The following is a 12,493-nucleotide window of genomic DNA, read 5'->3' as shown; positions in this document are numbered from 1 at the left end:
GGAGAAACAGATGGCTATCCCCAGTAATCAAGACCGTAAGCCTGAAACACTGCATGCCCAACCGCTGATGACGGAAGAAACCTTCGCCAATCTCGGCGCGCCGGACCTGGCCTATATCCGCCCGGTACAGACGCCGGAAGGTCTGGCCTGGGGCATTTATTCCGCCAATGGTACGCAGCTGGGTTTCGCGCCGGAACGCGATCTGGCCTTTGCAGCCGCCGTGCAGAACGACCTGCTACCGGTCAGCGTCCAGTAAATTGAGAGACCGTCACGCCCCACCTGACCCCATTGGTCAGGCGGCGTGACTGGTCGGGCTGTCAGTGAGAAGTGCGTAGATGGCGTCGGCGCTTTCCGCCCCGCGCAGCTTTTCGCACACACCCTTGTCACGCAGCAGGCGCGATACACGGGCCAGCGCCTTCAGATGATCGGCACCGGCCGATTCAGGTGCCAGCAGCAGGAAAATCAGATCGACCGGCATCTCGTCGATGGAGTCGAAATCGATCGGCCGCTCCACGCGGGCGAACAGGCCGTAGAGCTTGTCGAGACCGGGCAGACGTCCGTGCGGGATCGCAATGCCGTTGCCGACGCCGGTGGTGCCCAGCCGCTCGCGCTCCAGCAGCGTGTCGAAGATCGCGCGCTCGTGCTGACCGGTGATTTTAGCCGCGCGAGCAGAAAGCTCCTGCAGCGCCTGTTTCTTGCTGTTGGCCTTGAGGTTGGCGATCACGCCATCCGCGCTCAAGAGCTGAAAGATTTCCATGGGGAACAGTGCCTCCGCGGCGCCTACCATCGATGCATGCTGGCCTCTTTAACGAGGCTCAGGCTGCATCTCCGGTCTCAGGGAGCCGCTGGTGATGATTGCGTCGCTTGCGCTTGTCGCGCCGGACTTGCTTGGCCAGCTTGTCCAGTGCTGCGTCGAAGCTGACGTAGATGTCGTTGCCGTCGGCAGCCGCCTGCATGGAAATCCCCGCACCGATATGGACCGTGCACTGGCAATGATACATCGCACCATCGCGTCGGAAGACGACATTGGCCTCGATGGCATTGTCCATGTACTTGGACACGGCGACGGAGAGATGTTCCTCGACATGGGCGCGCAGAGAGTCGCCAAGGTCGAGCTGCTGTCCGGAAGTCAGGATTTTCATCTGTGTCGAAATCCGAGTTCGATCGGTCAGAGCATGAGTTTAGTACAGCGGCCTTCGCCCGTCATGCGGTCGCGGACCATAGAGAAGGCCGTTTTCCCTGTCAACCGCATGTGAAATTCGTTAACTCATTGATTCATAAACTATCCACAGCTGTCGCGCTGCGATTAACTGATGTCATTAATGGTTAAGGCGCCGGTTGCTTCGGCTCTGTACGGAAGATTGGGTCCACTGGGTCGACGCCGGATATGGTGACGCCTAAATCGCGGATCAAGCCGTTCGATATTCCGTACACCAAGCCATGCAGGCTGAGTTCCTGCCCGCGATGCCAAGCATTCTGCACAATGGTGGTCTTCGACAGATTGGCCACCTGTTCGCGCACATTCATTTCGCAGAGCAGATTCTGTCGCTTGTACTCGTCCACCACGTCCTTCAATTCGGCCTCGTTTTTCGCATAGACATCGCGGATCGGTTGCAGCCAGTGGTCGATCAGGCCGAGTTGTTCGGGCTGCATGGCTGCGCGTACACCACCGCAACCGTAATGCCCGGTAACAATCACATGCTTCACCTTCAGGAACTCGATGGCGTACTGCAATACCGCCAGGCAGTTCATGTCAGCCGGATGCACCAGATTGGCCACATTGCGATGCACGAACAATTCGCCCGGATCGAGGCCGACGATTTCATTGGCCGGCACGCGGCTGTCGGCGCAGCCGATCCACAGATAAGCCGGCATCTGCTGTTCCGCCAGGCGCCCGAAGAAACCCGGATCGACCCTCAGCTTGGACATTGCCCAGGCACGATTGCTATCGAACAGCGGCGCTATATCGGCCATGACGTCTCCCGTTTCAGCCTGCCTTCAGCAGGCCGGCCTTCTTGAGGCGCCGACGCTCGACTGAAGAAGGAATGTTCATCGCTTCGCGATACTTCGCCACCGTGCGCCGGGCAATATCGACGCCCTTGCCGGCCAGCATCTCGACGATCTTATCGTCCGACAGCACATCGTCGGCGCCCTCGGCATCGATCAGCGTTTTGATCCGATGACGGATCGATTCCGCCGAGAAGGCCTCGCCGCCGTCGGTGGCGGCGATGCTGGCGGTGAAGAAATACTTCATCTCGAAAATGCCGCGCGGCGTGGCCATGGTCTTGTTCGAGGTCACGCGGCTGACCGTGCTTTCGTGCATCTCGATCACCTCGGCGACGGCCCGCAGGTTGAGCGGTTTCAGATGCGACACGCCATGGCGCAGGAAGGCATCCTGCTGCCGCACGATCTCGCTCGCCACTTTCAGGATGGTCTGCGCACGCTGATCCAGCGACTTGACCAGCCAGTTCGCCGAATTCAGGCAGTCCGACATATAGGTCTTGGTCTGCTTGAGCTGGCTGTTCTGCGCGCCGTTGGTCTTTTCCGGCCTGGTGACACGCGCGTAATAGCGGCTATTGACCAGCACGCGGGGCAGCGTGTCGCTGTTCAGCTCGACCGTCCAGCTGCCGTCATTGGCACGTCGGACATAGACATCAGGTATCAGCGTCTGTACCGGCTCGCCGCCGAACAGCAGGCCGGGCTTCGGATTCAGCGCGCGGATTTCCTGCACCATGTCGGCGATGTCTTCCTGATCGACGCCGCAGATGCGCATCAGGCCTGGAATGTCGCGCTTGGCCAGCAGTTCCAGATTGTCCAGCAAGGCCTGCATCGCGGGATCGAGCCGGTCACGCGCTTTCAACTGCACACCGAGACATTCTTTGAGGGAACGGGCAAAGATCCCGGCCGGTTCGATGGTCTGCAGGTCGACCAGCACGGCTTCCACTTCGTCGGCCTCAATGCCCAGGCGAGCGGCGATGTCATCCAGCGGCTCGGTGATATAGCCGGCCTCGTCCAGCGCATCGATCAGGGCAGCGCCAATCAGGCGGTCCCCGGCATTGGCCGGCATCAACAACCACTGCTCCTGCACATGCTCGCGCAGGCTTGGATTCTCCGACAGCGTCTGCTCAAGGCCGCCGCCTTCCTCATCGAAGCGGCTGTCGCCGCCACTGCCTTTGATATAGTTGCTGGCCAGGCCGATATCGGCATTCGCAGCATCATAGCCACTGTCGTTATTGAAGGTGTTGTCGCCATCGGAGTCGGCATCCATCGCCTCACGCGCCTTGTCGGCGCTGCGGTCGGACTCCAGATCCAGGCGCTCGACCGGCGCGTCGCCATCTGCGACGTCGAAAGCATCGCGATTGTCGTCCCCCGAGCCTTCGCCATCGACGCGCTCCAGCAGCGGATTGCGCTCAAGTTCCTGCTCGACATAGGCCGTCAGTTCGAGGTTGGAGAGCTGCAGCAGCTTGATAGCCTGCTGCAGCTGCGGCGTCATAACGAGCGCCTGGCCCTGCCTGAGTTCAAGACGCGGACCCAAGGCCATGGCTTACAGGCCCATCACCAGCTAAACCGTTCGCCGAGGTAAACCCGCCGGACATTCTCGTCGGCGACGATTTCGCTCGGGCTGCCTTCCATCAACACCTTGCCGTCATGCAGGATGTAGGCACGGTCAATGATATCGAGGGTTTCACGAACGTTGTGATCGGTGATCAGCACGCCGATACCACGATCCTTCAGATGCGACACCAGCTGGCGGATTTCACCGACAGCAATCGGATCGATGCCGGCGAGAGGTTCATCCAGCAGCATGAAGGACGGCTGCGTGGCCAGAGCACGCGCGATTTCGCAGCGGCGACGTTCGCCGCCCGACAGCGCCAGTGCCGGCGTACGGCGCAGATGCGTGATCGAGAATTCCGCCAGCAGATCGTCCAGCATCGCCTCGCGGCGGTCGGTCTCGGGCTCGACGAGTTCGAGCACAGCGCGGATATTCTGCTCCACGGTCAGGCCGCGGAAGATCGAGGCTTCCTGCGGCAAGTAGCCCATGCCGAGCCGCGAGCGGCGATACATCGGCAGGCCAGTGATGTTATGGCCATCCAGCGTGATGTTGCCGTGATCGGGCCGGATCAGGCCGGTCATGATGTAGAAGGTCGTGGTCTTGCCGGCGCCGTTCGGACCGAGCAGGCCGACCGCCTCGCCACGCTGCACATAGAGCGAGACATCGCGCAGCACCGGACGCTTCTTGAAACTCTTCCCAAGGCGATGCGCCGCCAAACCGGGATACGGATTTTCTGCAACGAGGCGCAGGCCTTCAGCCGCGTCCTGCTTCTCGCCGGGCTTTTCGCCGACTGCCGTCATCGGCGCTGCCCTCCCTGCTGCTGGGTATTGGGTGCAGGCGCGGCATTGTTGCTGTTATTGGGTATGATCACGCCGCGCACGCGCTGGCCGGCGGCCGGGTCGCAGGTGCTGCGGCCGGTATCCTGATACATCACCGCACGCGCGCAACGCAGCGTGCTGTCGTCGCTGGTCAGCAGCACGTTCCCGGTCAGCGTGATCGTCTTCTTATCGACGTCGTAGATGCCGAAATCGCCCTGCGCGCGTTCCTTCGGCGTCGAGACGAAAACATTACCCTTGGCTTCGATCTTGCTGATCGTGCTGGAATCGGGGCCGGCGGCCGCGCCCGCAGCGGGACGCGGGGCCGGCTGGCGCTGCGGCTGACCGCCACTCTGCTGAGCGTTGCGATCCTTGTAGTAGACGAAAAGCTCGTCGGAGCGCAGCCGGCTTTCGCCCTGGATCACGTCGACCTTGCCGCGGAAGATTGCGAGCTGCTTGTCCTGCTGCACTTCCAGTGTATCGGAAGAAATATCGATCGGCTCGTTGTTGTTCTGTCGTGCACCAAGACCGATCTGCGCCATTGCCGGAAGCGCGGCAACAACCGCACCGACCAGAATCAGTGCGCCCCGCGCCATGGCGGCCGTGCCAGCCGGCAGATGCCGACGCAAGCGATCCATCGCCCTCATCCCCGCTTCTCCCGCGAAAAGACCTTTGTCTTCACGCCATTGATAAACACGATGACCCGCCCCCTGTCATAGATCCGCATGCCATTGGCCTGGATGCTGCCAAAGCTGGCATGCCCCCAGACCTTTTCGTCACTGGAAATCACCTTGGTCTGCAGATTGATCTCAGCGGAATGGCCATGCATCTCGCTGCCGCGATCGCCATAGACATTGATGTTGCCAAACAGGTCGAGCATCTGCGCATTGCCGTTGTAGAGGCCGGTATCGGAGGTCAGAGACCACCATTCGCCGCTGGTCATCTGCATATCGGCCTGCACACGGTCGAGCGTCACCTGCTTGTCGTCGTCCGGATCCTGGATCGCGCGGTCGGCCGTCACCACATAAGGCTGGCCGCTGGTATCGGTTCCGCGATAGCGCGGATTGTTCATCACCAGCGCAGCATTGGCAGTTTCCAGGTCGCTGAATGTGAGTGGAATCGCCATACGACGCTTCGCCATCTGGGGCCAGGCGATAACAGCCACCACCGTACCCAGCGCAATCAGCGGGAGGATGAATTTCATGAACCGCACGAAGCCGCGCCGGCGCGGCAGCGCCGACAGAATCTGGCCGGCGTCGCGCGGCGTGAATTCCGCACTGCGACGGGGCTTCGGCGATCCTTGCTGGCTGAGGTCTGCGGTCATCATGGCGCCATGCTTCAGGTAATTCCCGCACGCACGCAGTCGTGCATGTGCAGGATGCCAGCAGGACGGCCAGCCTTGACCACAAAGAAGGCCGTGATGCGCCGACTGTTCATTTCGCGCAGCGCTTCCACCGCGAGCAAGTCCTCAGTGATGGTAATCGGCTTCCTGGTCATCACCGCGTCGACTTTCTGCGACAGCAGATCGCCTTCGATGTGACGGCGCAAATCGCCGTCAGTGATGATACCGATCAGCCTGTCCTTATCGCGACCAGACTTGCCGACAACGCCGATGCTGCCAAAGCTGCGGCCGGCCATGGTGACGAGAGCCTCGCGCATGCCCGTGCCAGACACCACCAGGGGCATCTGGGCGCCGGTATGCATCAGATCCTTCACCTTGATCAGCTGCTTGCCGAGACGGCCGCCGGGGTGGAATACGCGGTAGTGGTCGCGGGTGAAGCCTTTGCGTTCCATCAGGCCGACCGCCAGCGCATCGCCCAGTGCCAGCATCAGGGTGGTGGAGGTGGTGGGCGCCAATCCCATCGGGCATGCCTCTTCCACCTGCGGCAGCAGCAGCACCACATCCGAGGCCTGGCCGAGTGCCGACTTTGCCTTGCTGGTCATGCCGATCAGCGGAATGGCAAAGCGCTTGGCATGGGCGATCAGATCGGCCATCTCCGGCACGTCGCCGGAATTCGACAGGCAAAGCAACACATCGCCGTTGGTAACCATGCCGAGATCGCCATGGCTGGCCTCGGCCGGATGCACGAAGAAGGCCGGCGTGCCGGTCGAGGCCATGGTTGCCGCAATCTTGCGCGCCACATGACCGCTCTTGCCCATGCCTGACACGATGACGCGGAAATGGCTGCCGGCGCGGCTGACATTCATCAGAATGTCGAGCGCCTTGCTGAAATCGCCGTCCAGCCCGGCTGCGAGCGCAGCCAGCCCGTTGGCTTCCATCATCAGGACGCGGCGGCCGACTTCGATATCAGGACTTGCCGCCGGACGCCGGCTGGCGACCTGCACCACCTTTGCCTGGGCGGCCTTGGGCTGCGCTTTCGCACGTTTCTTTCCGGCGCGCTTAACACGCGCGGCGGCGGGTGCGGATGTCATGGGCTTTCACCGCCTGGAAAACACTAACAAGAATCGTGCCAAGTATGGAGAATCGGTCTTCAAATTGCAAACCTGATGGCCGGTTCGCAGCCAAATTCAGATACTTGGCCGTTCAGAGGGTAAGCCCCGGAATAAAAAGGGGATCAGTGGGCGAAAATGTCGTCTTCCGGCCAGCCGGCGAGATCGAGCGCGGCACGTGCCGGCAGGAAGCCGAAGCAGGCCTCGGCCAAGGCCGTGCGGCCTTCGCGGGCCAGCATCTTGTCCAGCACGGTTTTCAGCTGATGCAGGTTCAGTACATCCGACGCGGCGTAGCGCTGCTGCGCCTCGGTCAGATCATGCGCACCCCAGTCCGACGACTGCTCCTGCTTGGAGATTTCGACGCCGATCAGATCGCGGCACAAATCCTTCAGACCGTGACGGTCCGTGAAAGTACGCACCAGCTTGGAGGCAGTGCGGGTGCAGTAAACCGGCGAGGTTTCGGCGCCGAGATACTGCTTCAGCGCCGCGAGGTCGAAGCGGGCGAAGTGAAACAGCTTGAGGATCTGGGGGTTTTCCAGCAGGCGCTTCAGATTCGGCGCGCTGTAGCCGGTACCGGAGCGGAACTGCACCAGATGGGCATTGCCGTCACCCGACGACAACTGAACGACGCAGAGGCGGTCGCGCAGCGTGCGCAGGCCCATGGTCTCGGTATCGACCGCCACAACCGGGCCAAGGTCGAGGCCGGCAGGCAGGTCGTTCTGATATACGGTGATGGCCATTTGCGGTGCACTCTCGGGTGCTGCACTCGACTTGCAAGGCGCCTTTCAACGGCGAAGCAAATCGAGGAATTGGTGCCCAGGATAAGACTCGAACTTACACGACCTTTCGGTCACTAGCACCTGAAGCTAGCGCGTCTACCAATTCCGCCACCTGGGCAGGCGATGCAGACAACCGAGGGCTGCCCGAACCGAGGCGAGTGTTTACGGCCCCGGCCGCTGGAAGTCAAGCGCCGCCCCCAAGTATTCGGGGCACAGTTATCGGCTGGCCGCTCAAGGGGTTGCACCGCCGCGGCCGGCTGCCGATAACGGGAAGAAGCAAGGAGCTGAAAGGCCGATGGATAGCGTCGAATGTCTGGTGATTGGGGCCGGTGTGGTCGGCTTGGGGGTGGCCCGGGCTCTGGCCCGGCGCGGTCGCGAGGTGGTGATTGCCGAGGCCGCCAACCTCATCGGCAGCGAGACCTCGTCGCGCAATTCCGAAGTGATCCATGCCGGCATCTACTATCCGGCCGGCAGCCTGAAGGCGAAACTCTGCATCGAAGGCAAGCAGGCGCTTTATGCCTATTGCGAAGAACGCCATGTCAGCCACAGGCGCTGCGGCAAACTGATCGTCGCCACCGACGACGGCCAGATTAGCGATCTGGAAGCGATCAGGACAAAAGCCGAGACCAACGGCGTGATGGACATGGAATGGCTGACACGCGAACAGGCGCTGGCAATGGAGCCGCAACTGCATTGTGTCGCCGCGCTGTTTTCACCCTCCACCGGAATTATCGACAGCCACGGCCTGATGCTGGCCTATCAGGGCGAGGCGGAAGATCACGGCGCGATGCTGGCGCTGGGCGCACCGGTGATCCGCGGCGACGCGATGAACGATGGCATCGTCATCGAAACCGGCGGCGCCGATCCGATGAAACTGAAGGCGAAGATCGTGGTGAACTCCGCTGGTTTTGCTGCGCAGGGCATTGCCGCCAAGATCAAAGGCGTACGACCGGAAAGCATTCCCGGCTGCTACTATGCCAAGGGCAATTATTTCGTACTGTCCGGTGTGAAAGTACCGTTTTCGCGCCTGATCTACCCGATCCCCACGCCGGGCGGCCTTGGCACGCATGTCACCATCGACATGGGCGGGCAGATGCGTTTCGGCCCAGACGTCGAATGGATCGATGCCATTGACTACACCGTCGATCCGAAACGTGGCGAAAGCTTCTACGAAGCCGTGCGGCAATACTGGCCTGCCCTGCCCGATGGCTCGATCCAGCCCGGCTATTGCGGCATCCGGCCGAAGCTGAGCCGTGGCGCAAGTAAAGCAGGCGACGATTTCATGATCCAGGGGCCGGACGAGAATGGCGTACCGGGCCTGATCAATCTGTTCGGCATCGAAAGCCCGGGATTGACCGCGTCGCTCAGCATCGGCGAAATGGTTGCCGATATGGCTGATGAAATGGTGTGACCATGGATGCGACCTGTATTCTCGACGGCAAATTCGATCTGGCGGAATCGCCGGTCTGGTCAGCGACCGATCAGAAACTTTGGTTCGTCGACATCCATACGCCAAACCTGCATCGTCTTGATCCGGCCACGCAGAAACTGGAAACCTGGCCGATGCCGAGCGCGCTGGGCAGCATCGCGCCAACCCGGGGCCATGAACTGCTGCTGGCCCGCCGCGACGGCATCTGGCTGTTCGATCCGGTCACCGAAAACGAAACCCTGTTGGCCGCCTCGCCGCTGGAGGATGCGCGCTTCAACGACGGCCGCTGCGACCGCCAGGGTCGTTTCTGGACCGGCGGCATGACCGACGACCGTCAACCCGATACCGCACTTTATCGTCTGGATGGCGACCGCGTGTTGCGACAGGGCCTTGTCGGCGCCATCGCCATTTCGAACGGACTGGCCTGGAGCCCGGATGGCGCGACGATGTATCACGCCGACACGCCAACAGGCTGCGTCTACGCCTACGATTACGACGTGAAGACGGCGGCGATCTCGAACCGCCGCCTCTTCCTCGATCTGCGCGAAAGCGACGAGCGACCGGATGGCGCCACGGTGGATTCAGCCGGCAATTACTGGATCGCGCTTTATGGCGCAGGCACGGTGGCGCAGTTTTCGCCGGAGGGCAAACGCCTCCGCGATGTGCGGGTATCGGCAAATGCCACGACGATGCCCTGCTTCGGCGGGCCGGATTTCAAAACGCTCTACATCACCACGGCACGTCAGCGCCACACAGCCGAGGATCTGGCGAAAACACCGCTGGCCGGCGGCATTTTCGCGATCCCTGTCGATGTCCCGGGGTTGCCGGAGGTACCGTTTACTTCTGGCGAATAACGCGGTTGCGCAGGATGCCGATCTTCTCGACTTCCAGCTCGACCACATCGCCATCCTTGAGATAGCGGCCATGTTCCAGGCCGCAGCCGTCGCCGACGGTACCCGAGCCGAAGAACTCGCCCGGATGCACGGTCTCGTCTGACGAGACGCGCGCCAGCAGGTCCTCGAACTTGTGATGGATGGTCCGCGAGTTGCTGTCGCACCAGGTTTCACCGTTGACGCGCGCCTGCATGCGCAGCGCATAGGGATCGCCGATCTCGTCCAAGGTCACGAGGAACGGACCCATCGAATTACCGGTGTCGAAATCCTTGCCTTTGCAGGGACCGAGCATGCTCTGCATCTCGATCGACTGAGCATCACGGGCCGAGAAATCGTTGAAGATGGTGAAGCCGAAGATGTGATTGCGGGCTTCCGACGGCTTGATGTTCTTGCCGGTCTTGCCGAGGAAGAAGCCGAATTCCAGTTCGAAATCCATCACCTGGCTGTAGCGCGGCCAGATCACGTCGCCTTCGGGGCCGTTCACCGAGAAGCGGTTGGACTTGTAGTAGATCGGGATCTGGTACCAGGTCGGCGGCACCTTGACCTTGCCCATCTTGACCAGCAACGGGCCGAGCACCGGCTTGCGCATGATCGTCATGCGCTCCATCGCCTGCTGCACATGCTTTTCGAACAACATGCTGTCGCGAATCTGCTCCGGCACCGGCACCGGCGCATGCAACTTTGCTTCACCGAGCGCTATGCGCGTCTCGGCGCGATCCTGCAGGCTCTTCGCCTTCACTTTGGCTTCGTCGCCGCCCTTGATGATGGCCAGCGTGCTGTCGAAGCTGCCGCCCAGATCGACAATCGTGGCGCCGTCAGCCGTGAGCACACCCGGACGCTTCTCGCCATGCGCCGCATGACTGTAAGTGCAGAATTTCATATGACTTATTCCTCGAAGATGGCGACGGCGCGGGTCCAGCCGGCGGAAGCGCCGCGGATCTTGTGCGGGAAGCAGGAAATGGTGAAGCCGAACGGCGGCAGCACTTCCAGATTATGCAGCTTCTCCAGATGGCAGTAGCCGATATGGCGACCGGCCTTGTGGCCTTCCCAGATCAGCGACGCATCCTGGCTTTCCTTGAACTTCTCGGCGGTATGCACAAACGGCGCATCCCAACTCCAGGCATCGGTGCCGGTGACACGCACGCCGCGCTCCAGCAGATACATGGTGGCCTTGTAGCCCATGCCGGCGCCGGTGCTGACGTAGTTTGGCTTGCCATAGGCCTTTCCAGCCGCGGTATTGACCACGACGATGTCGTGTTCCTTCAGCGTATAGCCGATCCGCTTCAACTCGTTCTCAACATCCTTGTCGGTGACGACATAGCCGTCGGGCAGTTTGGTGAAATCAAGCTTCACGCCGTCGCCGAAGCACCATTCCAGCGGCACCTCATCGATCGTCCAGGCGCGCTCGCCATGATTCATCGTCGAATGGAAATGATACGGCGCATCCAGATGTGTGCCGTTATGCGTGTTGAGCTGCACATTCTCCACCGCCCAGCCCTCGGCTTCGGGCAGATCTTCCTCCTTCAGGCCAGGGAAGAACTTCACGACGTCAGACGCGCTGTCCTTGTGTCGGATGTAGTCGATCTTCGGGCCGAAGCCCGGCGGATCGGACTGGACGTCGTTTTCGAGATAGATGGAGAGGTCGACAAAGCGACGGGGCATAATTCCTCCCAAGGAAATCTGACGGGGCCGGCTCTGGTGGGCGGTTGGAGGATACAATAACGACTGCAAGAGATTTTGTCGATTTTTTTCTTTTTTATCGTTGACAGTATCGGAGTCCGGCCGCCACAGTGACGCCATGGGAAACGAGAGGACCAAGGTAGATATCCGCGACCTGGCCGCCGAAGCCGGCAGCCTGACGGAATCTGCATACCGGAATATTCGCGCCGACATCATCGCCGGCCGCTTCCCGCCCGGCACCAAACTGCAGATCGACGAACTGAAATCGCGCTATGGCCTGAGCGCCAGTCCGCTTCGCGAGGGTCTCGCCCGGCTGATCAGTCAGGGCTTCGTCTCGGTGGAAAGCCAGCGCGGCTTCCGCGTCGCCGCCATGAGCGCCGCGGATCTCGCCGATATCACCCTGGCGCGCCAGGTGGTGGAGCCGGCCGCGTTGAAACTGGCCATCGCGCGCGGCGACGATGCGTGGGAGGGCGCCATCCTGGCTGCCTATCACCGGCTCGACCGTTATGTCGCCCGCATGGAAGGCCAACCGCTGGAGAATTTCACCGAGTTCAGCGAACTGCACAAAGCCTTTCATGTCGCGCTGATCGCAGCCTGCGGCTCGCCGCGCCTGCTGGACGAACAAAGCCGGCTCTACGATCAGGCCGAGCGCTATCGCCAGGGCATGATGCAGAATTTCATCATGATCGGGCATGGCATGCTGATGCGCGAACACAAGCAGCTGATGGACATGGTGCTGGCACGCGACTCAGATGGCGCCTGCTCCAGCCTGTACCATCATCTCAGCCACACTTACGAATTCTGCTACGGCGAGGACGCCGCAGCGAATGCCAGGCAGACGGCACCACCGTGACTGCCTGACACAGAAAAACACACGCGGAAAAATCCTCGGG

15 protein-coding genes and 1 tRNA gene are annotated in these 12,493 nt (G+C 61.4%); 4 read left to right on the top strand and 12 right to left on the bottom strand.

The window, feature by feature from the left end; genetic code table 11:
• Window positions 1-10 precede the first annotated feature (10 nt).
• On the top strand, window positions 11-256 hold the full coding sequence (locus CTR53_RS15300) for a DUF1150 family protein (protein ID WP_290815164.1): 246 nt from the start codon (window positions 11-13) through the stop codon (window positions 254-256).
• Window positions 257-292: 36 nt separating this feature from the next.
• Here CTR53_RS15300 and ptsN read toward each other — a convergent pair whose 3' ends face one another.
• The 10 genes from ptsN to CTR53_RS15250 all read right to left on the bottom strand — a co-directional run bounded on the left by ptsN (window position 293) and on the right by CTR53_RS15250 (window position 7,716).
• Window positions 293-757, bottom strand: a complete 465-nt coding sequence (ptsN, locus tag CTR53_RS15295) for a PTS IIA-like nitrogen regulatory protein PtsN (RefSeq protein ID WP_290815221.1) — start codon at window positions 755-757, stop codon at window positions 293-295.
• Between the two features lie 58 nt (window positions 758-815).
• Window positions 816-1,142, bottom strand: coding sequence for a ribosome-associated translation inhibitor RaiA (gene raiA, locus CTR53_RS15290; RefSeq protein WP_290815162.1), 327 nt, complete (start codon window positions 1,140-1,142; stop codon window positions 816-818).
• Window positions 1,143-1,326: 184 nt separating this feature from the next.
• Window positions 1,327-1,974 (bottom strand): carbonate dehydratase, encoded by a 648-nt coding sequence (can, locus tag CTR53_RS15285; protein ID WP_290815159.1) that lies wholly within the window; start codon window positions 1,972-1,974, stop codon window positions 1,327-1,329.
• Between the two features lie 13 nt (window positions 1,975-1,987).
• Window positions 1,988-3,541, bottom strand: a complete 1,554-nt coding sequence (gene rpoN / locus CTR53_RS15280; protein WP_290815157.1) for an RNA polymerase factor sigma-54 — start codon at window positions 3,539-3,541, stop codon at window positions 1,988-1,990.
• Window positions 3,542-3,555: 14 nt separating this feature from the next.
• Window positions 3,556-4,353 carry an LPS export ABC transporter ATP-binding protein gene (gene lptB, locus CTR53_RS15275; RefSeq protein ID WP_290815156.1) on the bottom strand — a complete coding sequence of 266 codons (798 nt, stop codon included), beginning with the start codon at window positions 4,351-4,353 and terminating at the stop codon, window positions 3,556-3,558.
• Window positions 4,350-5,006 (bottom strand): LptA/OstA family protein, encoded by a 657-nt coding sequence (locus CTR53_RS15270; RefSeq protein ID WP_290815154.1) that lies wholly within the window; start codon window positions 5,004-5,006, stop codon window positions 4,350-4,352. Before CTR53_RS15270 ends, lptB begins: the two co-directional genes overlap by 4 nt.
• 5 nt (window positions 5,007-5,011) lie before the next feature.
• Entirely contained in the window at window positions 5,012-5,695 is a 684-nt protein-coding gene (gene lptC, locus CTR53_RS15265) for an LPS export ABC transporter periplasmic protein LptC (protein ID WP_290815151.1), read from the bottom strand.
• An 11-nt stretch (window positions 5,696-5,706) separates the two neighbouring features.
• Entirely contained in the window at window positions 5,707-6,801 is a 1,095-nt protein-coding gene (locus CTR53_RS15260) for a KpsF/GutQ family sugar-phosphate isomerase (protein ID WP_290815149.1), read from the bottom strand.
• A 143-nt stretch (window positions 6,802-6,944) separates the two neighbouring features.
• Entirely contained in the window at window positions 6,945-7,559 is a 615-nt protein-coding gene (locus CTR53_RS15255; protein ID WP_290815147.1) for a ribonuclease D, read from the bottom strand.
• A 70-nt stretch (window positions 7,560-7,629) separates the two neighbouring features.
• Window positions 7,630-7,716: transfer RNA gene (locus CTR53_RS15250), tRNA-Leu, on the bottom strand.
• A gap of 177 nt (window positions 7,717-7,893) precedes the next feature.
• Here CTR53_RS15250 and CTR53_RS15245 point away from each other — a divergent pair.
• Window positions 7,894-9,009, top strand: coding sequence for an NAD(P)/FAD-dependent oxidoreductase (locus CTR53_RS15245; RefSeq protein WP_290815145.1), 1,116 nt, complete (start codon window positions 7,894-7,896; stop codon window positions 9,007-9,009).
• A gap of 2 nt (window positions 9,010-9,011) precedes the next feature.
• Window positions 9,012-9,881, top strand: coding sequence for an SMP-30/gluconolactonase/LRE family protein (locus CTR53_RS15240; protein WP_290815143.1), 870 nt, complete (start codon window positions 9,012-9,014; stop codon window positions 9,879-9,881).
• Here CTR53_RS15240 and CTR53_RS15235 read toward each other — a convergent pair.
• Together CTR53_RS15235 and CTR53_RS15230 are read right to left on the bottom strand one after the other, a co-directional pair.
• Window positions 9,865-10,800: a fumarylacetoacetate hydrolase family protein gene (locus tag CTR53_RS15235; RefSeq protein ID WP_290815141.1), complete on the bottom strand. Its 936-nt coding sequence runs from the start codon at window positions 10,798-10,800 to the stop codon at window positions 9,865-9,867. The two genes, CTR53_RS15240 and CTR53_RS15235, sit on opposite strands and share 17 nt — an antisense overlap.
• 5 nt (window positions 10,801-10,805) lie before the next feature.
• Window positions 10,806-11,582: a cyclase family protein gene (locus tag CTR53_RS15230; RefSeq protein ID WP_290815139.1), complete on the bottom strand. Its 777-nt coding sequence runs from the start codon at window positions 11,580-11,582 to the stop codon at window positions 10,806-10,808.
• Between the two features lie 136 nt (window positions 11,583-11,718).
• Here CTR53_RS15230 and CTR53_RS15225 point away from each other — a divergent pair, with 136 nt between their 5' ends.
• Window positions 11,719-12,453 (top strand): FCD domain-containing protein, encoded by a 735-nt coding sequence (locus tag CTR53_RS15225; RefSeq protein WP_290815136.1) that lies wholly within the window; start codon window positions 11,719-11,721, stop codon window positions 12,451-12,453.
• The last annotated feature ends 40 nt before the right edge of the window (window positions 12,454-12,493 follow it).

Origin of the sequence: Ferrovibrio sp., from assembly GCF_002796975.1 — a bacterium.
Lineage (GTDB): Bacteria > Pseudomonadota > Alphaproteobacteria > Ferrovibrionales > Ferrovibrionaceae > Ferrovibrio.
The sequence above is the reverse complement of the archived record's forward strand: the minus strand, read 5'-3'. Positions and strand labels throughout refer to the sequence as shown.

Coding starts and splice junctions, on each gene's coding strand:
- CTR53_RS15300 (WP_290815164.1), top strand. CDS start 11: ATGGCTATCCCCAGTAATCAAGACCGTAAGCCTGAAACACTGCATGCC.
- ptsN (WP_290815221.1), bottom strand. CDS start 757: ATGGAAATCTTTCAGCTCTTGAGCGCGGATGGCGTGATCGCCAACCTC.
- raiA (WP_290815162.1), bottom strand. CDS start 1,142: ATGAAAATCCTGACTTCCGGACAGCAGCTCGACCTTGGCGACTCTCTG.
- can (WP_290815159.1), bottom strand. CDS start 1,974: ATGGCCGATATAGCGCCGCTGTTCGATAGCAATCGTGCCTGGGCAATG.
- rpoN (WP_290815157.1), bottom strand. CDS start 3,541: ATGGCCTTGGGTCCGCGTCTTGAACTCAGGCAGGGCCAGGCGCTCGTT.
- lptB (WP_290815156.1), bottom strand. CDS start 4,353: ATGACGGCAGTCGGCGAAAAGCCCGGCGAGAAGCAGGACGCGGCTGAA.
- CTR53_RS15270 (WP_290815154.1), bottom strand. CDS start 5,006: ATGGATCGCTTGCGTCGGCATCTGCCGGCTGGCACGGCCGCCATGGCG.
- lptC (WP_290815151.1), bottom strand. CDS start 5,695: ATGATGACCGCAGACCTCAGCCAGCAAGGATCGCCGAAGCCCCGTCGC.
- CTR53_RS15260 (WP_290815149.1), bottom strand. CDS start 6,801: ATGACATCCGCACCCGCCGCCGCGCGTGTTAAGCGCGCCGGAAAGAAA.
- CTR53_RS15255 (WP_290815147.1), bottom strand. CDS start 7,559: ATGGCCATCACCGTATATCAGAACGACCTGCCTGCCGGCCTCGACCTT.
- CTR53_RS15245 (WP_290815145.1), top strand. CDS start 7,894: ATGGATAGCGTCGAATGTCTGGTGATTGGGGCCGGTGTGGTCGGCTTG.
- CTR53_RS15240 (WP_290815143.1), top strand. CDS start 9,012: ATGGATGCGACCTGTATTCTCGACGGCAAATTCGATCTGGCGGAATCG.
- CTR53_RS15235 (WP_290815141.1), bottom strand. CDS start 10,800: ATGAAATTCTGCACTTACAGTCATGCGGCGCATGGCGAGAAGCGTCCG.
- CTR53_RS15230 (WP_290815139.1), bottom strand. CDS start 11,582: ATGCCCCGTCGCTTTGTCGACCTCTCCATCTATCTCGAAAACGACGTC.
- CTR53_RS15225 (WP_290815136.1), top strand. CDS start 11,719: ATGGGAAACGAGAGGACCAAGGTAGATATCCGCGACCTGGCCGCCGAA.